The sequence below is a fragment of the Streptomyces sp. NPDC001407 genome, assembly GCF_042895325.1.
Classification (GTDB): domain Bacteria; phylum Actinomycetota; class Actinomycetes; order Streptomycetales; family Streptomycetaceae; genus Streptomyces.
This window is the reverse complement of record NZ_JBIAWF010000019.1, coordinates 20,308-47,099: the sequence shown is the minus strand read 5'-3', so window position 1 is coordinate 47,099 and position 26,792 is coordinate 20,308. Positions and strand designations below refer to the sequence as shown.

At 70.2% G+C, this 26,792-nt stretch carries 20 protein-coding genes, 5 tRNA genes and 1 riboswitch; of the genes, 13 read left to right on the top strand and 12 right to left on the bottom strand.

What is annotated here, in order from left to right; translation table 11 throughout:
* Positions 1-190 precede the first annotated feature (190 nt).
* Positions 191-1,303, bottom strand: a complete 1,113-nt coding sequence (locus tag ACFY1P_RS24375) for a Glu/Leu/Phe/Val dehydrogenase dimerization domain-containing protein (RefSeq protein WP_361527866.1) — start codon at positions 1,301-1,303, stop codon at positions 191-193.
* Positions 1,304-1,506: 203 nt separating this feature from the next.
* Between ACFY1P_RS24375 and ACFY1P_RS24370 the strand changes: the two genes are divergently transcribed.
* Both ACFY1P_RS24370 and bldC read left to right on the top strand, forming a co-directional pair.
* Positions 1,507-2,355 (top strand): hypothetical protein, encoded by an 849-nt coding sequence (locus ACFY1P_RS24370; protein ID WP_361527864.1) that lies wholly within the window; start codon positions 1,507-1,509, stop codon positions 2,353-2,355.
* A gap of 498 nt (positions 2,356-2,853) precedes the next feature.
* Positions 2,854-3,060, top strand: coding sequence for a developmental transcriptional regulator BldC (gene bldC / locus ACFY1P_RS24365; RefSeq protein WP_003949541.1), 207 nt, complete (start codon positions 2,854-2,856; stop codon positions 3,058-3,060).
* A gap of 471 nt (positions 3,061-3,531) precedes the next feature.
* Here the strand turns inward: bldC and ACFY1P_RS24360 are convergent, their stop codons facing one another.
* The 6 genes from ACFY1P_RS24360 to ACFY1P_RS24335 all read right to left on the bottom strand — a co-directional run bounded on the left by ACFY1P_RS24360 (position 3,532) and on the right by ACFY1P_RS24335 (position 8,963).
* A complete protein-coding gene (locus tag ACFY1P_RS24360) occupies positions 3,532-3,750 on the bottom strand; it encodes a DUF6274 family protein (RefSeq protein ID WP_361527862.1) in 219 nt (72 codons plus the stop codon).
* 208 nt (positions 3,751-3,958) lie between these two features.
* A tRNA-Asp gene (locus tag ACFY1P_RS24355) sits at positions 3,959-4,033 on the bottom strand.
* A gap of 159 nt (positions 4,034-4,192) precedes the next feature.
* Entirely contained in the window at positions 4,193-8,140 is a 3,948-nt protein-coding gene (gene hrpA / locus ACFY1P_RS24350) for an ATP-dependent RNA helicase HrpA (protein ID WP_390751872.1), read from the bottom strand.
* 539 nt (positions 8,141-8,679) lie between these two features.
* Positions 8,680-8,753, bottom strand: a tRNA-Phe gene (locus ACFY1P_RS24345).
* A gap of 23 nt (positions 8,754-8,776) precedes the next feature.
* A tRNA-Asp gene (locus ACFY1P_RS24340) sits at positions 8,777-8,851 on the bottom strand.
* A gap of 39 nt (positions 8,852-8,890) precedes the next feature.
* Positions 8,891-8,963 (bottom strand) — tRNA-Glu (locus tag ACFY1P_RS24335).
* 173 nt (positions 8,964-9,136) lie between these two features.
* On the opposite strand from ACFY1P_RS24335, the gene ACFY1P_RS24330 reads away from it, so the two are divergent.
* From ACFY1P_RS24330 to ACFY1P_RS24315, 4 genes are all read left to right on the top strand, one after another.
* On the top strand, positions 9,137-9,487 hold the full coding sequence (locus ACFY1P_RS24330) for a metallopeptidase family protein (RefSeq protein WP_361528424.1): 351 nt from the start codon (positions 9,137-9,139) through the stop codon (positions 9,485-9,487).
* A gap of 140 nt (positions 9,488-9,627) precedes the next feature.
* Positions 9,628-10,143, top strand: coding sequence for a hypothetical protein (locus ACFY1P_RS24325; protein ID WP_390751871.1), 516 nt, complete (start codon positions 9,628-9,630; stop codon positions 10,141-10,143).
* 204 nt (positions 10,144-10,347) lie between these two features.
* Positions 10,348-12,636 carry a DEAD/DEAH box helicase gene (locus tag ACFY1P_RS24320; protein ID WP_390751870.1) on the top strand — a complete coding sequence of 763 codons (2,289 nt, stop codon included), beginning with the start codon at positions 10,348-10,350 and terminating at the stop codon, positions 12,634-12,636.
* Positions 12,637-12,767: 131 nt separating this feature from the next.
* Positions 12,768-12,843: transfer RNA gene (locus ACFY1P_RS24315), tRNA-Lys, on the top strand.
* A 100-nt stretch (positions 12,844-12,943) separates the two neighbouring features.
* On the opposite strand, the gene ACFY1P_RS24310 is transcribed toward ACFY1P_RS24315, so the two are convergent.
* Positions 12,944-13,249: a hypothetical protein gene (locus ACFY1P_RS24310; protein WP_390751869.1), complete on the bottom strand. Its 306-nt coding sequence runs from the start codon at positions 13,247-13,249 to the stop codon at positions 12,944-12,946.
* A gap of 317 nt (positions 13,250-13,566) precedes the next feature.
* Between ACFY1P_RS24310 and ACFY1P_RS24305 the strand changes: the two genes are divergently transcribed.
* From ACFY1P_RS24305 to ACFY1P_RS24280, 6 genes are all read left to right on the top strand, one after another.
* A complete protein-coding gene (locus tag ACFY1P_RS24305) occupies positions 13,567-14,430 on the top strand; it encodes a DUF6227 family protein (protein ID WP_361528451.1) in 864 nt (287 codons plus the stop codon).
* A gap of 215 nt (positions 14,431-14,645) precedes the next feature.
* Positions 14,646-14,849: a cold-shock protein gene (locus ACFY1P_RS24300; protein ID WP_116212685.1), complete on the top strand. Its 204-nt coding sequence runs from the start codon at positions 14,646-14,648 to the stop codon at positions 14,847-14,849.
* A gap of 244 nt (positions 14,850-15,093) precedes the next feature.
* Positions 15,094-16,704 (top strand): DEAD/DEAH box helicase, encoded by a 1,611-nt coding sequence (locus tag ACFY1P_RS24295; protein WP_361528453.1) that lies wholly within the window; start codon positions 15,094-15,096, stop codon positions 16,702-16,704.
* 848 nt (positions 16,705-17,552) lie between these two features.
* Positions 17,553-17,687, top strand: a riboswitch (cyclic di-AMP (ydaO/yuaA leader).
* A gap of 11 nt (positions 17,688-17,698) precedes the next feature.
* Positions 17,699-18,940 carry a peptidoglycan DD-metalloendopeptidase family protein gene (locus tag ACFY1P_RS24290; RefSeq protein ID WP_390751868.1) on the top strand — a complete coding sequence of 414 codons (1,242 nt, stop codon included), beginning with the start codon at positions 17,699-17,701 and terminating at the stop codon, positions 18,938-18,940.
* A 73-nt stretch (positions 18,941-19,013) separates the two neighbouring features.
* A complete protein-coding gene (locus tag ACFY1P_RS24285; RefSeq protein WP_361527416.1) occupies positions 19,014-20,474 on the top strand; it encodes an MFS transporter in 1,461 nt (486 codons plus the stop codon).
* Positions 20,475-20,530: 56 nt separating this feature from the next.
* A complete protein-coding gene (locus ACFY1P_RS24280) occupies positions 20,531-21,475 on the top strand; it encodes an aldo/keto reductase (protein WP_390751867.1) in 945 nt (314 codons plus the stop codon).
* A gap of 188 nt (positions 21,476-21,663) precedes the next feature.
* Here the strand turns inward: ACFY1P_RS24280 and ACFY1P_RS24275 are convergent, their stop codons facing one another.
* On the bottom strand, positions 21,664-21,963 hold the full coding sequence (locus tag ACFY1P_RS24275; RefSeq protein ID WP_361527420.1) for a hypothetical protein: 300 nt from the start codon (positions 21,961-21,963) through the stop codon (positions 21,664-21,666).
* Between the two features lie 70 nt (positions 21,964-22,033).
* Positions 22,034-22,333, bottom strand: coding sequence for an ATP-binding protein (locus ACFY1P_RS24270; RefSeq protein WP_390751914.1), 300 nt, complete (start codon positions 22,331-22,333; stop codon positions 22,034-22,036).
* A 315-nt stretch (positions 22,334-22,648) separates the two neighbouring features.
* Between ACFY1P_RS24270 and ACFY1P_RS24265 the strand changes: the two genes are divergently transcribed.
* Positions 22,649-23,836: a DNA cytosine methyltransferase gene (locus tag ACFY1P_RS24265; protein ID WP_361527422.1), complete on the top strand. Its 1,188-nt coding sequence runs from the start codon at positions 22,649-22,651 to the stop codon at positions 23,834-23,836.
* 224 nt (positions 23,837-24,060) lie between these two features.
* Here the strand turns inward: ACFY1P_RS24265 and ACFY1P_RS24260 are convergent, their stop codons facing one another.
* Positions 24,061-25,038, bottom strand: a complete 978-nt coding sequence (locus tag ACFY1P_RS24260) for an HNH endonuclease (RefSeq protein ID WP_390751866.1) — start codon at positions 25,036-25,038, stop codon at positions 24,061-24,063.
* A gap of 680 nt (positions 25,039-25,718) precedes the next feature.
* Positions 25,719-26,702, bottom strand: a complete 984-nt coding sequence (locus ACFY1P_RS24255) for a DNA (cytosine-5-)-methyltransferase (protein WP_361527426.1) — start codon at positions 26,700-26,702, stop codon at positions 25,719-25,721.
* Between the last annotated feature and the right edge of the window lie 90 nt (positions 26,703-26,792).

Sequence of the window (26,792 nt, the reverse complement as noted above, 5' to 3'; positions counted from 1 at the left end):
GGGGAGCCCCGTCCCCGCTGGTCAGCTGCGATTTTAACGTGTCTTGTGCGCCGACCCGCCGATGGGTGGTGAGGGATCTCTCCCTCGGCCCGTCCGGCGCGACCCCTGTGGCAACCCTCCGACCGCCGTGCGGGCACCGAGCGTACGGCCGGGCCACGGGCCACGACGGCCCGTGGCTACCGGCCGGTAGTCAGCGGGTGCCGACAGGCGCGGCGCCGCGGGCCTCCGCCATGCGCTGCTCGGCGAGCCGGTCGGCCGCGGCGGCCGGCGGGATGCCGTCCGACTTGGCGCGCTCGAATATGGCCAGCGTCGTGGCGAAGATCTCGGTCGCCTTGGCCTTCGCCCGGTCGAAGTCGAAGCCGTGCAGCTCGTCGGCCACCTGGATCACGCCGCCGGCGTTCACCACGTAGTCGGGGGCGTAGAGGATGCCGCGGTCGGCGAGATCCTTCTCGACGCCCGGGTGGGCGAGCTGGTTGTTGGCCGCGCCGCAGACCACGGTGGCGGTCAGGGCGGCCACGGTCGCGTCGTCGAGCGCGCCTCCGAGCGCGCAGGGGGCGTAGACGTCGAGGGGGCTGCGGACCAGCACGTCGGCCGTGGCGACGGAGGTGACCTGCGGGTGCCGGGCGATGATCCGCTCGACGGCCTCGGCACGCACGTCGGTGACGACGACCTCCGCGCCGTCCTCGATCAGGTGCTCGACCAGGTGGTGCCCCACCTTGCCGACCCCGGCGACGCCGACCCGGCGGCCGCGCAGCGTCGGCTCGCCCCACTGGGTCTGCGCGGCGGCGCGCATGCCCTGGAAGACACCGAAGGCGGTGAGCACGGAGGAGTCGCCCGCGCCGCCGTTCTCGGGGGAGCGGCCGGTGGTCCAGCGGCACTCGCGGGCGACGACGTCCATGTCCTGCACGTACGTGCCGACATCGCACGCGGTGACATAGCGGCCGCCCAGGGATGCCACGAACCGACCGTAGGCGAGCAGCAATTGCTCGCTCTTCACTGTTTCGGGGTCACCTATGATCACGGCCTTGCCGCCGCCGTGGTCGAGCCCGGCCAGTGCGTTCTTGTACGACATGCCGCGGGCGAGGTTGAGCGCGTCCCGCACGGCCGCCTCGTCGGAGGCGTACGGATAGAAGCGGGTGCCGCCGAGGGCCGGGCCCAGGGCGGTGGAGTGCAGGGCGATCACGGCCTTGAGGCCGCTCTCGCGGTCCTGGCAGAGCACGACTTGCTCGTGGCCGCCCTGGTCCGATCGGAACAAGGTGTGCAGCACGCCGTCAACTTCATCGGTGGGACGTACGTCAGTCACGGTGGTGACTCCATATGTCGCGAAGGTCGCCCTCCGGGGGTGGTGGAGGGCCGGTTGGGACGAGGGTAAGACCTGAGGGGCCGCGCGACGGGTCCGGTGCCGAGGATCACTCTCCCGGGGTGCGACGCCATGGGACGATCTGGACAGCAAGGGGGAGGGCTGGGCAACTCCCCGGGGAGTCCGGGCGGTTCGAGGGAGCGGGTGTGGGGTTGGCGTCGTCGGTGACCGTCCCGTACGCGGCGTATCTGCGGGTCTACGAGCCCCTGGGCGCCTTCCCGGAACCGGAACGCAGTCACTGGGCGCGCTACGCCCGCCGCGAGTCGCTCCCGGGCATCCAGGACGAACTCCGCAGGTCGCTCGCCGATCTGCTGCCCACGCCTCCCGTGCCGGTGCCGGTGCACGAGAGCGGTGACGCGTTCGTGGCCCTCCAGGACGGCGTCCTGTGCGTCTGCCCCTGGCGCACCCGGCTGCGCGGCTGGCTGGCGCTGGGGGAGCTGACCGAGAGCCTGCCCGCGCCGGTCCTGGACGCGGCGCTGCCGCCGGTGGTGCGCCGCCAGGCCGAGGCGGACTACGAGCGCTGGCTGGAGCGCAACCCCGACGCCCGGCCGTGGATCCGCACCGCGACCTGGCAGGTGCCGCTGCGCTGGTTCGTCCTCTTCGCCGACGAGGAGCGGGAGTACGGCAAGGGCTGCGAGCCGGGCCGGGACGGGCTCGTCCTGCGCTACCGCACGCCCATGGTCGAGGCCAGACGGCGGGTGGCGCGGGGCCTGCGCACGCTGAAGGACGCGATCGACGAGGGCCCGCTGATCGACGGCCTGGTCGACGTGGGGCGCTGGCTGGAGGAGTTCCACCCGCGGTCCCTGGTGGAGCTGGACTACGGCGGGCTGGTGCACATGGTGCCCGAGGCCGACCTCGCGGCGGACCACTCGGCCGGCGACACCGCGGAGGGGCTGGCGGCGCTGCGCGACGGGGACGGGGCCCGGGCGGGCGAGGCGTACGAACGGCTGACGGAGCGTTGGAGCGCCGTGCGGAACCGTCAGTATGCGAACTGAAGTCCCATACCGGGGTTTGAGGGAAGCCCGGGGCTCCTGAGGCGGGTGCGGGGGACCTAGGTCCCGATCCGGGCCATTGCCGCAACCGTGACCTAACGCACTTACGTCAGGTCTTGCGCCCATCGCCCACCCTCGTGGCAAAATAGGACAAGGAGTCCGGGAAGGGCTCCTTCCGTCCAACTAAGGGCGGATAGATCGGTATTGCACTCCTTGGCGGGTCTGATGACCCCTGATCCCGCTGTGACTGATCGTCACGGTGGCGTGACTGTCCGCTATGGCATGGTCCATCGGCTTCCGTCGAGGTTGAACACCTGAGAGGGCAATTCCATCGGTTTGGCCGACGTGGCTGGACAGATGGTGTAGTTGTAGTGCCGAGGACAAGCCGTTCGTCCTATAACCGACTCGGCCCGCGTCCGCCATTTCGGGCAACGCGGGTCAAGGTGCAGAATTTAGAGGAAAGAACCGACTCCAAGTCCGGTTCTCCCGAGGAGGCCGCTCATGACCGCTCGCACCCCTGATGCCGAGCCGCTGCTGACCCCGGCTGAGGTTGCCACGATGTTCCGCGTGGACCCGAAGACCGTGACCCGCTGGGCCAAGGCAGGCAAGCTCACGTCCATCCGCACGCTCGGAGGACACCGCCGCTACCGCGAAGCGGAGGTCCGCGCACTGCTGGCGGGCATTCCGCAGCAGCGCAGCGAGGCCTGAACAACCGTATAGCGCACTGCCGGGCGTTTTCCGGGGCCCCCAACCCGGTCTGACGCCCACAACGCACCACAGAGCTTCACACGACAGGGGGGCCTGCCCCAACAGGTTCCTCGCCCACCGACTTGGGCGCGTCGTCGATCGCGCTGGACTCCGCCGGGTCCAGCGCGATCTTTTTGTGTGCGGCCCCGGGCGGTCGCGGAGCGGTCCACGCCCGGCCTCCCGCACTCCCCGGGCGCGGCACGGGGCGGACTCCGGTTGCCCGCCGGACCCTTTCGGGTGAGGTGCAATTGCACATATTAAATTGACCCGTTGTAGGTGAGGGGTAAGTTCCGTCACTACGGAAAGTCTTTCGGTGACTCCCGTCACAGTGCAACGTGCTTGTCACTCACCGTGCTGCTGCGGTAATGGGCCGGAGGTCCCGGTGCTGCCTCAAGCCTCGCATCCGACTGCCGCTCGTGCGGCCGTCGTTGGTCACTCGTCGGCGGGACCTATGTCCTGGCCGGCCGCGGCGTCCGCCCGGGCCGTCCCGGCCGCCTCCTGGGCGAGCCGCAGGAGGCGGTGGCACACCGCGCAGTGCCGGGTCAGGTGGCGATATCCCGAGGCGGCCGCCAGATGGGCGCGCAGCAGCGCCCTCGTCTCATGCCGGATGCTCTCGGTCCGCTTCGGCTCGGTCCGGGTGGTCGTCGTCATGGAGCGCAGCACCTCCACTGCCTGGGTACCCCTGGCACGTGTCCCAGTCAAGGTCGGATGCGAAGTCGGATGTAAAACGCCCGGATCCGTGAGGGCGGGGATCCGGGCTTCGACCGGCGTGGCGCCGGAGGGAGTTGACCTGGTGCGAGGGCCGCCGCACAAGCAGCGGAGCCCGCATCCGGTGAGGATGCGGGCTCCGACTCTACTGCGGTCCTGACGGGATTTGAACCCGCGGCCTCCACCTTGACAGGGTGGCGAGCACTCCAAACTGCTCCACAGGACCTTGTGCTTTCCCGCTCTCGCGGTGCTGCGAGACAGACTCTACAGCAGGTCAGGGGGTGTGGTCGAACCCGGTCTCCGGCGGAGCGCGGAAGACGGGCCGGGACCGCTCCCGGACCCTCTTCCGCGCTCCACCGGAGAGACACGCGCCAGGGAGCGCGCGCTAGGGAGCCAGCTGATCGATGGCCTTCACGATCCGCTTGTCCGAGACCGGGTACGCCGTGCCGAGCGCGTGGGCGAAATAGCTGACCCGCAGCTCCTCGATCATCCAGCGCACCTCCCGCGCCTCCCGCGGCACCGGCCTCCCCTTGGGGAACTGCTCCAGCAGCCAGGCGTACTCGTCCTGCATGTCCTTGACCTTCGCCATCCGCGCGCGGTCCCGCTCCGCGTTGGTGGGCATCTGCGTCAGCCGGCGGTCGACGGCCACCAGATAGCGCAGCAGGTCCGGAAGTCTGCGCACGCCGTGCTCCGTCACGAAGCCCGGCTTGATCAGCGCCGCCAGCTGCTCCTTGACGTCCGTGAGGGACGGCACGAGCACGAGCGAGGTCGTCGCCTTCAGCCGCCGCTCGCACGCCTGCCAGGCGGCCAGCACCTCCTGCACCTTGCGGATGGTGTCCAGCGTCGCGTCGACGATGTCGGCCCGCACCGCGTCGAAGAGCTTCCGGAAGGACTCCTCGTCCCAGGCCGGGCCGCCGCGCAGCGCGATCAGCTTGTCCGCGGCGCCTGCCACACAGTCGTCGAAGAGGGCCGGGATGGAGCCGTGCGGATTCCGCGACAGGGCGAGCTTCTGCTGGTTGCTGAGCTTGTCCTGGGCGAACTTCGCCGGATTGGAGGGGAGATTGAGCAGGATGAGGCGGCGGGTGCCCCGCCACATGGCCTCCTGCTGCTCCGCCTCGGTGTCGAAGAGCCGCACCGCGACCGAGCTGCCCTCGTCCACCAGCGCGGGGTACGCCTTGACCGGCTGCCCCGCCCGCCGCGTCTCGAAGGTGCGCTGGAGCGTCCCCACGGTCCACCGGGTGATCCCCGAGCGCTGCTCCGGGGCGCGCGCCGCGCCGCCCTCGCCCGGGGCCTCGGCGGCCTTCTCGAACGCCTTGGTGATCGCGGCCTGCGTCTTCGGCTTGAGCCGGATCCGCAGCGCCTCCAGGTCCTTGTCCTCCGCGATCTTCCGCTTGCGCTCGTCGACGATCCGGAAGGTGATCTTCAGGTGGTCCGGGACCTTGGCGAGGTCGAAGTCCGCCTCTTCCATCCGCACGCCCACCATCCGCTGGAGCTCGCGCGTCAGCGTGGCCGTCAGCGGCTCCTGGAGGGGCACCGCGCGGTCCAGGAACGCCTTGGCGTAGTTCGGCGCCGGGACGTAGTTCCGCCGGATCGGCTTGGGCAGCGAGCGGATCAGCTCGGTGACCAGGTCCTCGCGCAGCCCCGGGATCTGCCAGTCGAAGCCCTCGGCCGAGACCTGGTTGAGCACCTGGAGCGGGATGTGGACGGTCACGCCGTCCGCGTCCGCGCCCGGCTCGAACTGATAGGTCACCCTGAACTTCAGCCGGCCCTGCCGCCAGGAATCCGGATAGTCGTCCTTGGTGACGGTCTCGGCGTTCTCGTTGATGAGCATGGAGTGCTCGAAATTGAGCAACTCCGGCTCGTCCCGGCGCTTGTGCTTCCACCAGGAGTCGAAATGCGCGCCCGAGACGACGTGTTCGGGCAGCCGCTGGTCGTAGAAGTCGAAGAGCGTCTCGTCGTCCACCAGGATGTCGCGGCGGCGGGCACGGTGCTCCAGCTCCTCGACCTCGCCGAGCAGCTTGCGGTTGTCGTGGAAGAACTGGTGGTGCGTGCGCCAGTCGCCCTCCACCAGGGCATTGCGGATGAAGAGCTCGCGGCTTGTCTCCGGGTCGATGCGCCCGTAATTGACCTTCCGCTGCGCCACGATCGGCACACCGTACAGCGTCACCCGCTCGTACGCCATGACGGCGGCCTGCTTCTGCTCCCAGTGCGGCTCGCTGTAATTGCGCTTCACCAGGTGCTCGGCGAGCGGCTCGATCCACTCCGGCTCGACCTTGGCGTTGACCCGCGCCCACAGCCGCGAGGTCTCCACCAGCTCCGCGGACATGATCCAGCGTGGCTGCTTCTTGAAGAGCGCCGAGCCCGGGAAGATCGCGAATTTGGCGCTGCGGGCACCGAGGTATTCGTTCTTCTCGGTGTCCTTGAGGCCGATGTGCGACAGCAGGCCGGCCAGCAGCGACTGGTGTACGCGGTCCTCCGGCGCGTCCTCCTCCGCGAGGTGGACGCCCATCTGCTTGGCGACCGTCCGCAGCTGCGAATAGATGTCCTGCCATTCGCGTATCCGCAGATAGTTCAGGAACTCCGACTTGCACATGCGCCGGAAGGCCGACGACGACAGGGCCTTCTGCTGCTCGCGCACATAGCGCCACAGATTGAGGAAGGCGAGGAAGTCGCTCGTCTCGTCCTTGAACCGCGCGTGCTGCTGATCGGCCTGCTGCTGCTTCTCCGAGGGCCGCTCCCGCGGGTCCTGGATCGACAGCGCGGCCGCGATCACCATGACCTCGCGGACACAGCCGTTGCGGTCGGCCTCCAGCACCATGCGGGCCAGCCGCGGGTCCACCGGCAGCTGCGAGAGCTTGCGGCCGAGCGGGGTCAGCCGCTTCTTGTGGTCCTTCTCCTTGGGATCGAGCGCCCCCAGCTCGTGGAGCAGGTCGACGCCGTCCTTGATGTTGCGGCGGTCCGGCGGGTCGATGAAGGGGAACCGCTCGATGTCCCCGAGCCCGGCGGCGGTCATCTGGAGGATCACGGAGGCCAGGTTCGTACGGAGGATCTCGGCGTCCGTGAACTCCGGCCGGGAGAGGAAGTCGTCCTCCGAATACAGCCGGATGCAGATGCCGTCGCTCGTACGGCCGCAGCGGCCCTTGCGCTGATTGGCGCTGGCCTGCGAGACCGGCTCGATCGGCAGCCGCTGGACCTTCGTGCGGTGGCTGTAGCGGGAGATGCGGGCGAACCCGGGGTCGATCACATAGCGGATGCCCGGCACGGTCAGTGACGTCTCGGCGACGTTCGTCGCGAGGACGATACGGCGGCCCGTGTGGCGCTGGAAGACCCGGTGCTGCTCCGCGTGCGACAGCCGTGCGTACAGCGGGAGGATCTCCGTGAACCTCAGCTTCTTCTTCTCCAGCGCGTCCGCCGTGTCGCGGATCTCCCGCTCGCCGGAGAGGAAGACGAGTATGTCCCCGTCGCCCTCCCGCTGGAGCTCGTCCACCGCGTCGCAGATCGCGGTGATCTGATCGCGGTCGGCGTCGGTGGACTCTTCCTCCAGCAGCGGGCGATAGCGCACCTCCACCGGATACGTGCGGCCGCTGACCTCGATGATCGGCGCGTCGCCGAAGTGCCGGGAGAAGCGCTCCGGGTCGATGGTCGCCGAGGTGATGACGACCTTGAGGTCGGGGCGGCGCGGCAGCAGCTGCGCGAGGTAGCCGAGGATGAAGTCGATGTTGAGGCTGCGCTCGTGCGCCTCGTCGATGATGATCGTGTCGTACTGGCGCAGCTCGCGGTCCGTCTGGATCTCGGCGAGCAGGATGCCGTCCGTCATCAGCTTGACGAGGGTGTCGCCGCTGACCTGGTCGGTGAAGCGGACCTTCCAGCCGACCGCCTCGCCCAGTGGCGTGCGCAGCTCCTCGGCGACCCGCTCCGCGACCGTGCGGGCGGCGATGCGGCGCGGCTGGGTGTGGCCGATGAGACCCCGGACGCCGCGGCCGAGCTCCAGACAGATCTTGGGGATCTGCGTGGTCTTGCCGGAACCGGTCTCGCCCGCGACGATCACGACCTGGTGGTCGCGGATCGCCTCGAGGATGTCGTCCTTCTTCTGGCTGACCGGAAGCTGCTCGGGGTAGGTGACCGCGGGCACGGCGGCGCGCCGGCGCGCGATGCGTCCTTCGGCTTGCTCGATCTCGGCCGCGATCTCGGCGTGCACGGCCGAGCGGGCCTCGGGCTTACGGATCCGGCGGGCGCCTTCCAGCCTGCGACCGAGCCGCTGCGCGTCGCGCAGGGAGAGCTCGGACAGGCGCGCGGCGAGGTCGGCGGTGGCGGAGGCAGGCTGCGTAGACATACGACCCCCAGGATCCCACCGCCGCCGCGAAGCGGCTAACCATTTCGCTGCCGCTTGTGGGGGCGGGGGTGTGGGGTGCGCTTTGTCTGTCGTCTGCGGGCCGTCCCTGTGGCCGCACCACCGCTGCGCCTGCGGCGGGCTTGTTCCCCAATCCCGCCCCTTCCCGAAACTGGGGCGCGTGCCCCAGGCCCCCGGCTGCGGGTCCGTTGCCGCCTGCGGCGGAGAACGCCCTTCGGGCGTGTCCTCAAACGCCGGACGGGCTGAATTTGCTGGTTACGGTCCGCACCATCCAGCCCGTCCGGCGTTTGAGGACACGCCCGAAGCGTGTTGCGGGGTCTGGGGCGAAGCCCCAGTTTCGGGAAGGGGCGGGACTGGGGAACGAAACCCCCGTGCCCGCACCCGAGCACGGGTACGGGGCGGAGCCCCGGCCGCGGCGGAGCCGCGCATCAGACGCCGCGGGAAGGGGCGGGGTAGACGGCCGAAGCCGGCGAGCCCGGAAAAAACACTGAGCCCCCCATCCGAAGATGGGGGGCTCACCGTGGCTGGGGCCGGGGTCGAACCGGCGACCTTCCGCTTTTCAGGCGGACGCTCGTACCAACTGAGCTACCCAGCCACGCGATCCACGAGGAATCGCAGCGGTCCTGACGGGATTTGAACCCGCGGCCTCCACCTTGACAGGGTGGCGAGCACTCCAAACTGCTCCACAGGACCTTGCTATGTGCGAGCACTAGTCTCGCACATGATCAAGCGTGCCCCCAACGGGATTCGAACCCGTGCTACCGCCTTGAAAGGGCGGCGTCCTGGGCCACTAGACGATGAGGGCTGATGGCCCACCTGGGCGCTTCGCAGCGCCTCGGGGACGTGAGAAGCATATGGGATGGAAGGAGGTAACGCCAAAACGGTTTGCCGACCGTCTCTCGCGGCGCCTCTCACGGCCCTCCCGGCACGGCTCCCGGACCACGGCGCGAAGCGCGTCCGTGGCGGACAATGGCGAGCGTGCTGGAGATGACGCGCGAGGAGTTCGAGGAACTGGTCGCCGAGGCCCTGGACCGGATCCCGCAGGAGCTGACGCGGCTGATGGACAACGTCGCGGTGTTCGTGGAGGACGAGCCCCCGGCTGAGGACCCGGGGCTGCTCGGCCTCTACGAGGGGACGCCGCTGACCGAGCGCGGCGAGTGGTACGCGGGCGTCCTGCCCGACCGCATCACCGTCTACCGCGGCCCGACCCTCCGGATGTGCGCCACCCGGGAAGAGGCCGTGCACGAGACGGAAGTGACGGTGGTTCACGAGGTGGCCCACCACTTCGGCATCGACGACGCCCGGCTGCACGCGCTGGGTTACGGGTGAGCCCTGGGGGACCGGTGGTGTGCCCGGCGGTGCGCCCGGGACGGGAGTGGGCGGGTGGCGGCGCGCCGCGCGTGTCCTGCGCGGGGCGGGGCCAGTTGGGCAGGGCGCCTGTCCCACGCACTCCTAAGGCGGTCCCCTCCATGCCTCCCTCCCCCGCTCAGACAGCCGCCACCCGGATCGCGGCCGTGGCCGTCGCCGCCCTGGCCCTCGGGGGGTGCATGAGCGTGAGCGACCCGGAGCAGCCCGCCGCGTCGTCGGGCACGGGCAAGCAGCGCGACGCGCGGCCGGAGCCGGACGGCGGGGTGCGGATGCCGGGCAGCCGGCCCGGCCGCGCGGACGCGAAGGCGGCGCGGGGCGCGAGCGGCAGTCCCTCGGCCAAGGGCGCGTCCGCCGGTGCGCCGTCCTCCTCGCCCTCCGACGGTCAGGCCGAGGAGTCGCCGCCGCCCGCCAAGCCGGGCAAGCCGGGTGGCAAGCCCAAGCCGCCGGCCGGACAGGGGTCGGGCACGGGTCCCACGCAGGGCAGGACGCCCCCGCCCACGCAGACCTCCCCGCAGCCGCCGAGCAGCTCCGTACCCCAGTCCCCGGCGAGCTCGCCGCCTGCCTCCTCGCCCCCGCCCGCACCCCAGCCGGGGCCGCAGGCCGGACCTGTGGCCTAGGCCATTCGGGGGGCGGCTTGCGCAGGGGGGTGGTGGGTGCGTATGGTGGTAGATCGTTTGATCCCATTTGCCCGGCGCCTGACAGAAGCGCGCCGTGTGGCGCGTTCCTTACCTTGCCGTGGCTGACCGCATCGAGGCGGTCATTTGTGAAGCCGACACGGAGCTTGGGCGCGTGCCGAAACTCCGGAAGGTTTCGCATTTCGCATGTCTATTTCCACTGAGAACACCGTCATGCCCGAGGGCGACGAGATCGTCGTCACCGAGGAGCTCGACGCCACCGAGGCCGTCGCCGAGACCGTCGCCGAGACCGTCGTCGAGGAGGCCGCCGAGCCGGCCGAGCCGACGATCACCTTCGGTGACCTCGGCCTCGACGAGGCGATCGTCCGCAAGCTGGCGCAGAACGGTGTCACCACCCCGTTCCCGATCCAGGCCGCGACCATCCCGGACGCCCTGGCCGGCAAGGACATCCTCGGCCGTGGCCGCACGGGCTCCGGCAAGACCCTCTCCTTCGGTCTGCCGCTGCTGTCCACGCTGGCCGGCGGCCACACCGAGAAGAAGCGCCCCCGCGGCCTGATCCTCACCCCGACCCGCGAGCTCGCGATGCAGGTCGCGGACGCCCTCCAGCCGTACGGCGACGTGCTCGGCCTCAAGATGAAGGTCGTCTGCGGCGGTACGTCGATGGGCAACCAGATCTACGCCCTGGAGCGTGGCGTCGACATCCTCGTCGCCACCCCGGGCCGCCTGCGCGACATCCTCAACCGCGGTGCCGCCCAGCTCGACAAGGTCCAGGTCGCCGTCCTCGACGAGGCCGACCAGATGGCCGACATGGGCTTCCTGCCCGAGGTCACCGAGATCCTCGACCAGGTCCCGGCCGGCGGCCAGCGCCTGCTGTTCTCCGCCACGCTGGAGAACGAGATCGACACCCTCGTCAAGCGCTACCTGGTCAACCCGGTGACGCACGAGGTCGACGCCGCCCAGGGCGCCGTCACCACCATGACCCACCACGTCCTCGTCGTGAAGCCGAAGGACAAGGCGCCGGTCACCGCCGCCATCGCCGCCCGCAAGGGCCGCACCATCATCTTCGTCCGCACCCAGCTGGGCGCCGACCGCGTCGCCGAGCAGCTGCTCGACGCCGGTGTCCGCGCCGACGCGCTGCACGGCGGCATGACGCAGGGCGCGCGCACCCGGGTGCTGGAGGACTTCAAGGGCGGTTACGTCAACGTCCTCGTCGCCACCGACGTCGCCGCCCGCGGCATCCACGTCGACGGCATCGACCTGGTCCTGAACGTCGACCCGGCCGGTGACCACAAGGACTACCTGCACCGCTCCGGCCGTACGGCCCGCGCCGGCCAGTCCGGCACGGTCGTCTCCCTGGCCCTGCCGCACCAGCGCAAGCAGATCTTCCGCCTGATGGAGGACGCGGGCGTCGACGCCTCGCGCCACATCGTCGGCGGTGCCGGCGCCTTCGACGAGGACGTCGCCAAGATCACCGGCGCCCGTTCGCTGACCGAGGTCCAGGCCGACTCGGCCGCCAACGCCGCCAAGCAGGCCGAGCGCGAGGTCCAGGACCTCACCCGCCAGCTGGAGCGCGTCCAGCGCCGCGCCACCGAGTTCCGCGAGGAGGCCGACCGTCTCCTGGCGCGCGCCGCCCGCGAGCGCGGCGAGGACCCGGAGGCGGCCGTGGCCGCCGCTGCCGAGGCCGCCGCCGCGGAGGTCAAGGCCGAGGAGGAGGCCGCAGTGGCCGCCGTCCCCGCCCAGACCGCCCCGGCGAACGACCGCCGCGACGACCGTGGCAACTTCGAGCGCCGCGACGACCGTCGTGACGACCGCTCCGGTGGCTTCCGCCGTGACGACCGCCGCGACGACCGCTCCGGCGGCTTCCGTCGCGACGACCGCCCGTCGGGTGGCTTCCGCCGCGATGACCGTCGTGACGACCGTTCCGGTGGCGGTTTCCGCCGTGACGACCGTCCCTCCGGTGGTTTCCGTCGGGACGACCGCCGCGATGACCGTCCGTCCGGTGGCTTCCGCCGTGACGACCGTCCCTCCGGTGGTTTCCGTCGCGACGACCGTCCGTCCTCCGGTGGCGGTTTCCGCCGTGACGACCGTCCGTCCTCGGGTGGCGGCTTCCGTCGCGACGACCGCCCGTCCGGTGGCTTCCGCTCCGGCGGCGACCGTCGTGACGACCGTCCCTCCGGTGGCTTCCGCCGTGACGACCGTCGTGACGACCGCTCCGGTGGTGGCTTCCGCCGCGACGACCGTCCGTCCTCCGGCGGTGGCTTCCGTCGTGACGACCGCCCCGCGACCGGCGGCTACCGCTCCGGTGGCGGCGACCGCCCGTTCAACCGCGACCGCCGCGACGACCGCCCCTCCACCGGTGGTTACCGCTCCGGCGGCGACCGTCCCGCCGGCCGTCGTGACGACCACCGCGGTGGCAGCGCCGGTTCCTCCTTCGGCCGCCGCGACGACAAGCCGCGCTGGAAGCGCAACGGCTGATCACCGCAGGTGAATTGGGGCCCGTACGGCACTTCGGTGGCGTACGGGCCCCGCCGCGTTCACGGCCCCGGCCGATGAGTCGGCCATAACGACTCGGGATAACGCGGTCGGCCGGGCTATGCTGCGGGTGCGGGCCGTTAGCTCAATTGGCAGAGCAGTGGACTTTTAATCCATTGGTTGTGGGTTCGAGTCCCACACGGCCTACCAGTGCCACTGGTATCGAAACCCTCGCCGACCTGGTCGGCGGGGGTTTCGGCGTTCCCGGGTGTTCCCGGGCGTTCCTGCGGCGGGCGTGGCTGACGTGGGCTCAGACCGTCCGGCCGGTGTCCGCCGGCGCGATCTCGCGGATGCGGACATTCCGCGGTCGGCGGCACGCATATCGAATGGCCTCGGCGACGTCCTCCGCGATGAGCCCGCCTTCCGGAGCGGCCTCCTGGGCCCGGTACGCGGCCCTCACTCCGGCGGTCATCCGGTCCCACCCGTCCGGGCTCTGCGTCACCGGATCGCCGGTGAGCATCACCCGGGCGCTGTTGACGAGGACGTCCGTGGGCCCGTACGCGTCCTCCGCCTCCCGGACCGCCGGGGTGAGCGCGGCACGGCCGGTGACGTCCACCGCCAGGCACGGCGCCCGCGGCAGGCCCGGTGCGTCCAGCCGTTCGAGCCGTCTGCCCAGGAGCAGCGGCGGGTGGCTGCCCTGTGCGAACAGCCGGGCACCAACGGACCGGCACCGGAACCGGCCCCGGTGATCACGGCGAGCGCGGAAGGGGTGTCCATGCCGGGGACGCCAGGCGCGTAGTCCGCGGTGCGCCCGGTGTGGGGTCCGGTCGGGTGACCCGACCAGTTCGCCCGAACCCGGCCCCGATGCCGTGTTCGCGCCGCTACGGTAAGTGCGCGGGGTGGGGTGTGGCCGAGGTCGGGAGGTCGAGCGGCATGGAGAACTCGCGAGCGGGTGAGAGCGGGAGCGGGAGCGGCGGCAAGGGCACGGAGCACGCGGAAGCCAGGGGGCGCGAGGGGCGCGGCCAGGGCGTGAGCGCCGAGCTCACCCCCGCCGAGCACGTGGAGCGGCTGCTGGACCGGGCACAGAACGGCTTCGAGATCGACGAGGCCGTGCTCACCCGGCTGCGCACCGCCCTGATGCACCAGGCCGAGCTCCGCTCGTACCGCCAGCGCAACGACGACGCGCGGCCGCTGCGGTGCAACACCTACCGGCACATCTTCCTGCTCACCGACGGCAGCAGCCTGCTGCTCTACGAGCTGGAGCACGACACCGGCCCCGACGAGCGGTTCCTCTACGAGCTGTACGCCCACGAGGACGCCCTCGACCAGGCCGAGCGCCGGGTCCACGAGCGGATCGGCGGCGGCATCGGTCCCGGCAGCGAGGCCGAGGAGCTGCCGGCCTGGCTGGCGGAGGAGCTGCTGCTGGCCATGGGCCCCACCCAGCCCCGCCGGGAGTACGTCTCCGACGCCTCGCCCGACCACGCCCGGCGGCTGCTGCGCCGCGCGGAGAACGAGGACGGGCCCGGCGAGGTCGTGCGCGAGCTCCTCCAGGAGGCGCTCGGCCACCACATCGCGCTGATCACCAAGCCGCGCCGGCGGGGCACCGGCCGGGACGCCACCTGGTGCCGCTTCTACGAGCACGCCTTCCTGCTGGAAGGCGGCGGCGAGCTGAGCCTGTGGGAGCTGGAGCACAACATGACGGCGGACGGCAGGCTCGTCTGCGAGGTCTATCTCGACGAGGCGGAGGCCGAAGTGGCGGCGGACCGGCACGCCCGCGCCCAGGGCGTCGAGCTGTAGCCGGGGCGGCCGGGGGCCGGATCCTGGGGTCGGCGGACGGCGGGCGGGAAAGACGGGGGTTACGGGGGCCGCCCCCGTGTGCTATGGTCGACGGAAGTTGCAGTTGTGGTACCCATGAACTCGTGTGCGCCTGACGGTTATGTAGCCGAAGGCGCATTTTTGTTTTTGCCGGTCTATTCCGGTGTGGGGCCCATCCCATTCACAAGGAGATAGACATGGCTACTGGCACCGTGAAGTGGTTCAACTCGGAAAAGGGCTTCGGCTTCATCGAGCAGGACGGCGGCGGCCCGGACGTCTTCGCCCACTACTCGAACATCGCCTCCTCCGGCTTCCGTGAGCTGCTCGAGGGCCAGAAGGTTTCCTTCGACGTCACGCAGGGCCAGAAGGGCCTGCAGGCCGAGAACATCGTCGCTGCCTGACGATTCACATGCCCACCCGGTCCGGGTGACGGGACTTACGGCCCTCGCGCCATGAGTCCGACGTCCTCGCCGGGCACCGCATGAAGCACCACGTAATGGGGCCCGCACCACTGGGTGCGGGCCCCATTGCTGCCCCCGCACCAAGCGCGCCCAGGCTTTTCCGCCGCCCGTCCGTCCGAGGACGGTCCCGCGAAGCGAAGTCTTATCTTCCGGGCGTGCCACCCCATTGAGGGAAGGTCCCCGTATGACTCGCTCCGCCCGTTCTTCCTCCTCCGACGGCGGCTCCGCCCGTCCGCCCCGCCAGCGCGGTGGCGGCGGCCAGTCCGCCCGCGGCGGCCAGGCGCCCCGCCGCCGTCCCGCGGCTCCCGTCCAGGGGGAGTTCGAGACTCCGGTCTCCACCACCCCGGCCCTGCCGCCGGTGGCCTCCTTCGCCGACCTGGACATGCCAAACGGCCTGCTCGCCACGCTGACCCGCGAAGGCGTCACCGAGCCGTTCCCGATCCAGGCCGCCACCCTTCCCAACTCGCTGAGCGGCCGTGACGTCCTCGGCCGCGGCCGTACGGGCTCCGGCAAGACGCTGGCCTTCGGTCTGGCGCTGCTCGCCCGCACGACCGGCCGCCGCGCCGAGCCGGGCCGCCCGCTCGCCCTCGTGCTCGTCCCCACCCGCGAGCTGGCGCAGCAGGTCACCGACTCCCTCAGCCCGTACGCCACCGCGGTCAACCTGCGGATCGCCACCGTCGTCGGCGGCATGTCCATCGGCCGGCAGGCGCAGAGCCTGGCGCGCGGCGCCGAGGTCCTGGTCGCCACCCCCGGCCGGCTCGCCGATCTGATCCAGCGCGGCGACTGCAAGCTCGGCGACGTGCGGATCACGGTCCTGGACGAGGCCGACCAGATGGCCGACATGGGCTTCCTGCCGCAGGTCACCAAGCTGCTCGACCAGGTCGACCCGGACGGCCAGCGCATGCTGTTCTCCGCGACCCTGGACCGCAACGTCGACCGCCTCGTGCGCCGCTTCCTCTCCGACCCGGTGACGCACTCCGTCGACGCCTCGGTCGGCGCGGTCTCCACGATGGAGCACCACCTGCTCTTCGTGACCGACGCGGACAAGAAGGAAGCGGTCACCCGGATCGCCGCCCGCGAAGGCCGCGTGATCATGTTCGTCGACACCAAGCGCGGCGCCGACCGCCTGGTGAAGAAGCTGCTCTCCGAGGGCGTGCGCGCCGGGGCGCTGCACGGCGGCAAGAGCCAGCCGCAGCGCAACCGCACGCTGGAGCTCTTCCGTACGGACCAGGTCACCGCGCTGGTCGCCACCAACGTCGCCGCCCGCGGCATCCACATCGACGGCCTCGACCTCGTCGTGAACATCGACCCGCCGATGGACCACAAGGACTACCTGCACCGCGGCGGCCGCACGGCCCGCGCGGGCGAGTCCGGCACGGTCGTCACCCTCGTCCTGCCCGAGCAGCGGCGCGAGATGACCCGCATGATGGCCACGGCGAAGATCACCCCCAACGTCCTCAAGACGCACCCCCGCGACCCCGAGCTGGAGCGGATCACCGGGGCGCGTGAGCCCAGTGGTGTCGCGGTGGTCATAGCGCCTCCGGTCGCCGCGCAGCCGCAGGGGCAGGCAGGCGCGAAGAAGCCGTCCCGCTCGCGCGGTTCGGGCTCGGGTGCTCGCGGCCGTACGCGTACGGAGCCGAACGCCGGCAATGGTGGTGGCGGCTACCGCGGCTTCGGCACCGGCACGGGTCAGGGTCAGGGCGGCGGCTCGCGCCGGTCTGGTGGGACGCGGCCGGGCAATGCGGTTCGCCGGGGCGGCGGGGGCGGGGGCTCGCGGCGCGGGCCCAAGGTCTGACGGTCGGGTTTGGACGCCCTTGCGGGCGTGGCCTCAATCGCCGGCCGGGCTGGGTTGTGGTGGGTGCGCTTTCCGCTGGGTGCGGGGGCGGTTCTGGGTGCGGGTGCGTTGCGCCTGCGGCGGGTGGCCTCAATCGCCGGCCGGGCTTGGGTTGTGGTGGGTGCCGGGAGTGGGGCCTCCGGGCTGAGGACCTGGAACGCGGTGCGGGCGCCGTGCCTCGTATTGCCGTGAAGTCGCACCGCGTTCCAGAACCCCACCCTCCGACCCCACCCCCTCCCACCGGAGGGTGACATCACGCTTCGGGGCACGCCATGCTTTTGTTTTTCAGCCCGTTGGGGGCACCTCTGGGGGCACCCCCGGACGGAGTCTGGGGGAGGTAGCTGGGGGAGTTTGAGGACGCGGCCGCAGGCCGCCCCCGCCGCAGGCGGCATCGGGCGTGCAGGTCGGGGTCTGGGGCGGAGCCCCAGTTTCGGGAAGGGGCGGGGTAGGGGAAAAAGCCCGCCGCAGGCGCCCACCCACCCGCAGCCAGGGGGCCAAGGCGGAGCCCCCACGCGGAGCCCCAAGACACAGCCAGGAAGCGGCGGGGTGGGAGAACATCCCCGCCGCTGAGCCCAAATCCGCCCCCCACCCCCAGTAGTGGATCTTGATCGTTCCGCATTCCCTCGGAATAAGGACCACATTAAGAAGTCGGCCTCCTCGCCAAGTCCTGACCAAGGAGCCGACCGATTCAGCCTTTCGGCTTGGAAACTGCACGGTCTGTCTATTAACGTTCGATAACGACGTGCGGTCCTCATCACCGTCGCAAGAGGCGGCGCCGTGCGCCTTCGCCGAATCCCGCGGGCACAGCAAGAGCTGATACACCAGCACCATCTGGGAACCGGGGAACCACTCGCCCTGGGGTGAATCGGGCCGCACCCGGCTCGTAGGAGACCTTCCTGCTCCGAACCCGACAGCTAACCCGGTAGGCGAGAAGGAAGGAAAGGAGTGCGCCCCCGTGGCGTCCAACGAGCCTGTCCTCGACCCCACTCTGCACGGGTCGTACGAGCCCTACGCACCTGAACTTCCGATCGTGCCCGCGTATATGACCGCCCATATGGCGACGCCTCCGCCGGGCACGGCCGACGAGCCCGCGATCGCTCCTCCGGCACCGGGCTTCGCCGTCGCTCCTCAGCGGACGGTGCCTCAGCCGACGGGCTCTCAACCGACCGTTCCCCACTGGGCCGTGACCGAGCCTGCCGTGACCGACCCCGCCGCCACCCCGGCCCGTGGCGGGAGCGGCGGCCGGCACCGCGTCGCCAAGCAGCGCGGCGGCACGATGGCCCGCAGCGGCGCCGTCCTCGGCGTCGGCGTCATCGCGGCGGTCGGCGCGGGCGGCATGGCGAGCGCGCAGGACCGTCCGGCGGCACCGATATCGGTACCCGACCTGGCCGGGTCCCTCCTCGGTGGCGGCCAGGCGCACGAGGAGGAGGCCGCGCCCGCCGCGCCCGCTGCCGAGCAGCCGCTCACCCAGGCCGGCCTGAGCACCGAGGAAGCCGCTCAGGGAGCCACGAACGCGGGCGAAGCCCTGCGCGCCCGCATCCTCCAGCAGGCCGAGCACCAGCAGAACGGCGCCGACGACCAGGCGCGCGAGGCCGCCCAGCGCGAGGCGGCCGAGGCGGCGGCGAAGAAGGCGGCGCGGGCGGCCGAGGCCGGAAGAGCGGCCGAGGCGGAGAGGGCGGCGAAGGCCGCCGAGGCCGAGCAGGCGAAGGCGGCGCGGACCGAGGCCCGTCCGGCGGCCGCGGAGGACGCCGCTGCCGACCCCACCGACACCGGCCCCCGTACGCCCGCCGCGCACAGCCCCGGCGCGTACACCCTCCCCGTCGGCTCGTACACCCTGACCGCCGGCTTCGGTCAGGCGGGCAACATGTGGTCCGCGAACCACACCGGCGAGGACTTCGCGGCCCCGACCGGCACGCCGGTCAAGGCGATCGGCAGCGGCACGATCACCCACGCCGGGTGGGCGGGCGCGTACGGCTACCGCATCGTGCTGAAGCTGGACGACGGCACGGAGGTGTGGTTCTGCCACCTGTCGTCGATGGTGGTCACGTCGGGCAAGGTGAACAGCGGTGACGTGATCGGCCGCGTGGGCGCCACCGGCAATGTCACCGGCCCGCACCTCCACCTGGAGATCCGCCCGGACGGCGGGGCCCCGGTCGACCCGCTGCCCTGGCTGCGCGAGCGGGGCCTGGAGCCGTAGCCCCGGGCCCGTCCCCGTACGGTGTCGCGCGTCCGCCGCGCATACCTGTCGCGGACAGGGGCACTCGGATGCCGTGACAGCCACGATCACCACCTCCGTACCGGCCCGTCTGGACCGCCTCCCCTGGTCCCGCTGGCACTGGATGGTGGTGATCGGCCTCGGCACCGTCTGGATCCTGGACGGCCTGGAGGTCACGGTCGTCGGCAACATCGCCGGCCGCCTCGCCGAGCGGGGCAGCGGCCTGCCGGTCACCTCGGGCGAGATCACCGGCCTGGCCGCGGCCCTCTATGTGGCGGGGGCGTGTTCCGGCGCGCTCTTCTTCGGCCGTCTCACCGACCGGTTCGGCCGCAAGAAGCTGTTCATCGTCACCCTCGCCGTCTATCTGGCCGCGACGGCACTGACCGCCCTGTCGTTCTCCTCCTGGTGGTTCTTCACCTTCCGCTTCCTGACCGGATTCGGCATCGGAGGCGAGTACGCGGCCATCAATTCCGCCATCGACGAACTGATCCCCGCCGCCTATCGCGGCCGGGTCGACCTCATCATCAACGGCAGTTTCTGGATCGGCGCGGTCGGCGGTTCGCTGCTGTCGATCCTGATGCTCGACACGAGCATCTTCCCGGTCGACGTGGGGTGGCGGCTGACGTTCGCCCTGGGGGTGGTCCTGGGCCTGGTCATCCTGCTCGTACGGCGGCACGTGCCGGAAAGCCCGCGCTGGCTGTTCATCCACGGCAAGGGGGACGAGGCCGAAGAGCTGGTGACCTCGATCGAGGAACGCGTCGCGGCGGAGAAGGGGCGCGAACTGCCGCCCGCCGAGGGTGAGATCGTCATTCACCAGCGGTCCGCGATCACCTTCCGGGAAATCGGCCGTACGGTCTTCGGCGAGTACCGTAGGCGGGCCGTGCTCGGCCTCGCGCTCTTCATCGGCCAGGCGTTTCTCTACAACGCGATCACCTTCGGCTTCGGCGCCATTCTCACGACCTTCTTCGGGGTCTCCACTTCCCGTACCGGCTATTTCTTCGCGGTCATCGCGGCGGGCAACTTCTGCGGCCCGCTGCTGCTCGGCAAGCTCTTCGACACCGTCGGCCGGCGCGTCATGATTTCCTCGACCTATCTGCTGTCGGGCCTGCTCCTCTTCGGCACGGCCTGGCTCTTCGGCGCCGGGCGGCTGAGCGCCGACACCCTCACCGCCTGCTGGGCCGTCGTCCTCTTCTTCGCCTCGGCGGGCGCGAGCAGCGCGTATCTCACGGTGTCGGAGGTCTTCCCGATGGAGACCCGTGCGATGGCCATCGCCTTCTTCTACGCGCTGGGCACGGCGGCCGGCGGCATCACCGGCCCGCTGATCTTCTCCGACCTGACGAGCAGTGGCGTCGTCGGTGACACGGTGCTGGCCTTCCAGATCGGTGCGTCACTGATGTGCGCCGCCGGACTGGTCGCGGCCTTCCTCGCCGTACCGGCGGAGGGGCGTTCCCTCGAATCGATCGCGGCACCGCTGTCCACCAAGCGGGCGGAGCCACTTCCCGCGGCCGCGAAGTAGCCCCGCGGCCGGGAAATAGCGGAATACCCCGCACCGTAAGGACGTTGGAGAGACGCATGGCTGACATTCACAAGAAGATCGGCAAGCTGTCCGTCCACCCGCTGGCCCTCGGTGGCAACGTGTTCGGGTGGACGGCCGACGAGGCGCAGTCCTTCGCCGTCCTCGACGCCTACGCGGAGGCCGGCGGCAATCACATCGACACCGCCGACGTCTACTCCGCGTGGGTGCCCGGCAACAAGGGCGGCGAATCCGAGACCGTCATCGGCAATTGGTTCGCCGCCCGCGGCAACCGTGCCGACATCGTCCTGGCCACCAAGGTCGGCGCGGGTGTCCCCGAGCCGCGCGGTCTGTCCGCGGCCGTCATCAAGTCAGGCGTCGAGGATTCCCTGCGCCGCCTGCGCACCGATTACATCGACCTCTATTACACGCACTACGACGACCCGTCGCTGCCGGTGGAGGAATTCATCACCGCGCTCGACGCACTGGTGAAGGAGGGCAAGGTCCGCGAGATCGCGGCCTCCAACATCACGGCCGAGCGCCTGGCGGAGGCCCTGGAATTCTCCGATTCCGCGGGCCTGGCCAAGTACGCGGCGATCCAGCCGCACTACAACCTGGTCTCCCGCGACACGTACGAGGGCCCGCTCGCGGACGTGGCGGAGCGGCACGGCCTGGCCGCCGTCCCGTACTGGGCGCTGGCGTCGGGCTTCCTCACCGGCAAGTACCGCCCGGGCACGGCGGTGGACAGCGCCCGCATCGACCGCGCCGGCAAGTACCTGGAAACCGAGCGCGGCCCCCGCGTACTGGCCGCCCTCGACCAGGTCGCCGCGGCCCACGACGCCGAACTCGCCACGGTGGCCCTGGCGTGGCTGGCCTCCCGCCCCACGGTCGTCGCCCCACTGGCGAGCGCCCGCACGGTCGAACAGCTCCCGCCGCTGCTGGCGGCGGCGGAACTGAAGCTCACGGAGGCGGAGCTTTCGCTTCTGACGGAGGCGTCGGCGTAGGCGGGTGAGGGGCCGGGTGAGGGGCCGGGTGGTCCGGCCCCTCACACGGGACGGGCGGCTCTCGCTCTGGGAGAGGTGCCGCCCGTCGATCCGGTCACGGAGCGGGACCGTCCGCCCCTCGTACCGGGCGGGACCGTCGGCCTTCGCACCGGGCGGGTGCCCGGTGATCCCTTGAGGTGCTCAGGCGCTCAGGCGCGGCTCTCCACGACCCACGAGGCGAGGGCGACACCACCCGCGACGGCGAAGACGGACGGCCACGCGCCGACCTTCTTCGCCAGCGGGTGCGACCCGGCGAACGCGGTGACGTACAGCCCGGTCAGCGCGGCAGCCTTCCCGGCCCCCGCCTTCCCCGCCCACTGCCGAGCGGCCACGGCCCCGGCGGCGGCCAGCGCCACCCCACCGAGCGGCCGTTTCTTGGTCCACCGCGCCACGCCGTACCCACCGACGAGCCCACCGGCAGCCACGACGGATGTCGGAATCCCAGCCATCTGCACAACCTCCGCACGCATCAGAAATCCCTTCCTTCCCGAGGCTACGCCGGGGGGCACGGGGCGGCGGCTACGGGCCCGTCTGGGCGAGCGGCTCGAACCAGACGCACTTCCCGACGACGTTCAGCTGATCCCACACCAAGGTCACCCCGGACGCCGCCGAAAGACACCGCACGAGCGCGAGCCCCCGCCCGTCCTCCTGCCCACCCCGAGCGACCCGCCGCCGCGGCTGCCGGGCGTGATCACCATCAACCACGGACACGACGACCCGCTCCCCGCGTACGGCGACCTCCACGGAGAGAACGTCGACCCGGGCGTGCTGCACGACGTTGGTGACCAGGTCGGACACGCAGACGAGAGCGTTCTCGATGAGAACCGTCCGATCGGTGGCCTCCAGCGCGGTGGTGTCGTACGTACCGGCCGCCGCAGCGGCCCTCCCGCATCACTCAGAACATCACCACCCGCGGCCTGCCCGCTTGCGCCAACAGCACCATCAACTACCGCTGAATGGTGGAGAATTTGTCTCCGTTGCATCGGCCACCGGCGGTCGGTGATGCCGACGTCTGCACCGTCTACGTGACTGCTGGCGGCACTGTGGGGCGCAGTTGCCGTCGACGGCATTAGCCTGCCGACAGCTGGGGACGATGCCTGGGGCAGTGTCAGTGACGCTGCATAAGATCCACGCATGACAATAGGTGATCATGCAGGCCGACAGGGTGAGCAACTGCAGGTGCTAGACCTCTTTGCCGGCTGCGGGGGCTTCTCGGCGGGGTTCCGTTCCTACGCTCCAGAAGGGGCGCGAGCTCCTGTTTTCAGGACTGTCGCAGCGGTTGAGTGGGACAAGGCCGCTGCTGCAACCTTCGCCGTGAACCACCCAGACGCTGATGTTCTCCCTCTCGATATTCAAGACTTTGCGCCGCCAGTGTCCGCGGGTAGCGTTGACGTGATCACGGGTGGGCCGCCTTGCCAGGGCTTCTCGGGTCTCGGTCCCGAGGATCCTGACGATCCCCGTAACAAGCTGTGGCAGGACTACATGCGTATCGTTGTGGATGTCCAGCCCAAGGTCTTCGTGATGGAGAACGTGGACCGTTTCCTGCGTTCGTCCCAGTTCAGTCAACTAGTAGCGGCAGCTCGGGACGGCGCTTTGCGTGACTACGCGCTCACCGCCAAGATCCTGAATGCAGCTGACTACGGTGTCCCTCAGGCACGGCGCAGAGCACTCGTCATCGGCACCCGCCGGGACCTCCCGCCCCTGGAGCACCCGCAGCCCACCCACGCCAAGCTCGGGGTGACCTTTCCGGACCAGCTCTTCGGCTCTCTGCCGCCGTGGAAGTCGGTCCGGTCAATATTCCAGCGTTCCGCGCAGTTGGGGAGGACCGTCGAGGCTATGCCGGAACGCACGTGCGCCCCGCTTGGACATGACGTTCCTGGAGCCTTCCGGACCGACGAACTTCATGTAGGCCGTACCCCGGTACCTCTGTCTATGGCCCGGTATGCGGCTATTCCTCCAGGCGGCAACCGTAAGGACCTCCGAGGGAAGTGGGCCCAGATCAACGGTGAGTGCGTCTACCTGTCCACAGAGAGCTGGGACAGGCACAACAGCGGTTCTGGTGACGTGATGGGGCGACTCCACGCGGACCGACCGTCAGTGACGATCCGCACCGAGTTCTTCAAACCGGAGAAGGGCCGCTACCTGCACCCAGTGGAGAACCGTCCCATCACTCACTACGAGGCTGCCCTGATTCAGGGGTTCCCTGACGACTATCTGTGGTGTGGATCCAAGATCCAAATCGCGAGACAGATCGGAAACGCCGTTCCCGTCGGCCTCAGCCGAGCGCTGGCCGGAGCGATCTATCAGCACCTCGGTGCCTAGACCGATCGCTGCCTCAGCCGACGGAAAACGCAGAGGCAGTGGACGGTTCGGGGCGGCTGCCAACACCGCGGGGTTCCCTCAGCGCTGTCTTCTGGGAGCGGGCGGTAGCAGGCCCCGACCATGGCCACTCTTTTACGTACTGCGTGAGCGGGCGCCGGATTGGCGCAGGGAGCGGGACCGCTCCGGGGAGTGCTGTCTCTTGGTGTCCGTTTCCATCGGTGCTCCTAAGCCCCGCCAAGACCGGCGTCCCCGGCCTGGGCGGCCCCTGCCGCGCCCGGTTCGCCGGTCCGATGAAAAGCCCAGTGGGCCTCGAGCCACGTCCTGTGACGCGCTTTCAGGGGTACGGTCAGGGATGAACCGTGCAGAGCGGCGTACACGGGGAATGGCCTGAGTCGACCGGCAACGTCAGCCGTCAGAGTTGCAGGGTTGACGGCTATGAGGCCGAGATCGAACAGGCGGTGGATGTCCCGCCGCAGCAGCAGGCCGCCCTCGCTGTGGTGCTCTCCGCTTGTCGCGTAGCTGTACAGATGGGCTGCCTCCAGCGCAGCTGCGGGTGCTGGCCCGGTGAAAGCGCATACCTCACCCAGCGTTTCCAGGAGCTGCCGCCGGAAAGCAGCCTGTCCTACCCGGGCGCGCACGACTGCCTGGCGGTGGCCGCCGTGGATGGCCCGATGCGCGGTGTCGGCGATCTGCACCGTGGTAGGTGCGCCTGTCCTGGCGATGGCCTCGCGCAGTACCTCCCAGTGCATCGGGCGCATGCTCAGCTGGGACCCCGGTGAGTCGCACAGCTGCCGCAGTGTCCTGCCGTCGAGTATGCCCGGCATGTCGACCCACGCTGCCGCGTGGCTAGAGCGGTATGCGGTCACGGAGGTGCGGCGGGCCACTGAGTCCTCGAACTCCTTCCCGCACTTGCACAAGTAGCGGGGCTTTTTGCGTACCCGGGGCTTGAAGTCCGCTTTATTGCAGTGCGGGCAGGTGTAGGTGTTCTTCACCGCCTGGGCGATGTCGATCCGCTCGATCACGGACAGGCCCAGCAGAGCTCTCTTGTCCCAGAGCGCGATCACATCGCCGGGCTTGAGGTCGCCGCTGTGCGGCACCCGGCTGTCCCAGCTGTAGTGCTCCGACGGGTTGTCGTCATACCCGTCGTTGCCTCCCCGCGACAAGTCTTCGCCGACGGCCAGCACCAGCCACGCCGTGCCCATCCTGTCCCAACTCCCCCGTGTCTGGGCCGGCCGCGATTCCGGCAGGCTACTTCCGAACATACCCGGAGCACTGGCAACGGTGGCAGGGGTGGTGACCTGCTGTCGCACACGCGGCTCGGCGAGGACGACACCTTGCTGGAAGTCAGTAGGGGGTCGGGCTACGGTGCCGCGCTCGCCGCGTGCCGACTCAGTGAGCGACGGGCGACGAGCGTGGGCGTAGCCCCGTACCTCGTGGAGGCGCGCGCAGGCCATGTTCGCCGAGCACACGGTTGACGCGGCGGCGCTGAAGGCTGCGATTAACCAGGATGAAGTGGACCTTCGAGTCGGCGAGTTGCTTTAGGCGAAGCCCGGGCAGGAGGTGTTCGTCGACTTGATCATTCTGGTAGCGCGTGAGGAGAGCTGCGGCGACCCGACGAGGCGCCTCCGTGAGCTCAGAGCTCATGGCTGGGAGATCGATCCTGCTCGCAGGAAGGAGCGCAAGCGCATGTTGTCCTTCTGCACGCTGCGGCCCTTTGAACCCTGGTCAGAGGATGGCCCGAAGGCTGCTATTAACGCGCTCGAAGCAGCCCGCAGGTGCTGTCGCAACCTCAATGGATGAGGCCGTGCCGGGAGGGGATGAATGGCCATGCCCTCCCGGTGGGCCTGCAGTCGTACCGCAGGGCCAGCTGCTCGTCCGGGCGCTAATCGGATAGAGCTTTCCTGCTCGCGAGAAGCGCCGTGACAATGGCCCGTCCGACCGCTTCCGCGACTGGTGGTGGAAAGGCGTTGCCCACCTGGCGGTATGCCGATGTTTTGCGTCCTGTGAACTGCCAGCTCGCGGGGAACCCTTGAAGCAGAGCCATCTGTGGCACGGTGAGTTTCACTGGCAGGGGAGCACCGGGTCCGGGTACGTCGTCGGCGACGCCGGCCCCGTTCACTCCCAACTGTCTCCAAGCCGCGCGAGCCCGAGTGGGACCCAGGTCGGGGCCGCCATGTTTGCGTGAACCACCGCACAGGGTCGGCGCGATGCGGTCGGCGGTCTTCGCCCACGTCTCGGCAAGTTCCCAACTCCGCGCCGCCATAGACTCGTAGAGGACTTGTCCTACCGTTGGCGCAGTAGCCTGTGAGGTGACGGGTACCGGCCAAGTGAAGTGGCTGAAGGCGGCGGGCCGCATGGCCACGAGTAGGGCGCGGGGGCGGAGTTGGGAGACGCCGTAGTCGCAGGCGTAGAGCAGTTTCCAGGCAGCGGAGTATCCGAGGGCTTCCAGGCGTTCGAGGATCTGCTGGCGGTAGTCAGAAAACCTCGCTTGCGTAAGCCCTTTGACGTTCTCGATCAACACGGCTCTGGGGGTTGTCTCCGCGACCAGGTCCAGCATGGAGGGGAAGAGGTTCCGCTCGTCCGCCGTTCCCAGCTGTCTGCCGCCGATAGAGAACGGCGGACAAGGGACGCCACCAGAGAGCAGATCGATATGCGGGTGCCCAAGAGTGGGCCTGTAGTCACGGAGGTCTCCTTGCACTACAGGCCACTGGGGCCGGTTCGTGCGCAGAGTGCGGCACGCGTCGGGGTCGATCTCCAGGAGTGCGGAGTGCGAGAAGCCCGCGTTTTCAAGGCCGAGGGCGAGTCCGCCCGCGCCAGCGCAGACCTCGATCGATGCGAGGGGTTGAGCCTTCCTGGTTGCCGCCATGCGGCAGGTGGTTGGGGTCACAACCTATAGCTTGCCGCTACTTGCCGCGGCGCATTCGGCAAGGTAGGTTCTTCCCTGCGATCGAGTGAT

Coding starts and splice junctions, on each gene's coding strand:
- bldC (WP_003949541.1), top strand. CDS start 2,854: ATGACCGCTCGCACCCCTGATGCCGAGCCGCTGCTGACCCCGGCTGAG.
- ACFY1P_RS24300 (WP_116212685.1), top strand. CDS start 14,646: ATGGCTACTGGCACCGTGAAGTGGTTCAACTCGGAAAAGGGCTTCGGC.
- ACFY1P_RS24320 (WP_390751870.1), top strand. CDS start 10,348: ATGTCTATTTCCACTGAGAACACCGTCATGCCCGAGGGCGACGAGATC.
- ACFY1P_RS24255 (WP_361527426.1), bottom strand. CDS start 26,702: ATGGCGGCAACCAGGAAGGCTCAACCCCTCGCATCGATCGAGGTCTGC.
- hrpA (WP_390751872.1), bottom strand. CDS start 8,140: ATGTCTACGCAGCCTGCCTCCGCCACCGCCGACCTCGCCGCGCGCCTG.
- ACFY1P_RS24295 (WP_361528453.1), top strand. CDS start 15,094: ATGACTCGCTCCGCCCGTTCTTCCTCCTCCGACGGCGGCTCCGCCCGT.
- ACFY1P_RS24280 (WP_390751867.1), top strand. CDS start 20,531: ATGGCTGACATTCACAAGAAGATCGGCAAGCTGTCCGTCCACCCGCTG.
- ACFY1P_RS24325 (WP_390751871.1), top strand. CDS start 9,628: ATGCCTCCCTCCCCCGCTCAGACAGCCGCCACCCGGATCGCGGCCGTG.
- ACFY1P_RS24360 (WP_361527862.1), bottom strand. CDS start 3,750: ATGACGACGACCACCCGGACCGAGCCGAAGCGGACCGAGAGCATCCGG.
- ACFY1P_RS24275 (WP_361527420.1), bottom strand. CDS start 21,963: ATGGCTGGGATTCCGACATCCGTCGTGGCTGCCGGTGGGCTCGTCGGT.
- ACFY1P_RS24305 (WP_361528451.1), top strand. CDS start 13,567: ATGGAGAACTCGCGAGCGGGTGAGAGCGGGAGCGGGAGCGGCGGCAAG.
- ACFY1P_RS24265 (WP_361527422.1), top strand. CDS start 22,649: ATGACAATAGGTGATCATGCAGGCCGACAGGGTGAGCAACTGCAGGTG.
- ACFY1P_RS24260 (WP_390751866.1), bottom strand. CDS start 25,038: ATGGGCACGGCGTGGCTGGTGCTGGCCGTCGGCGAAGACTTGTCGCGG.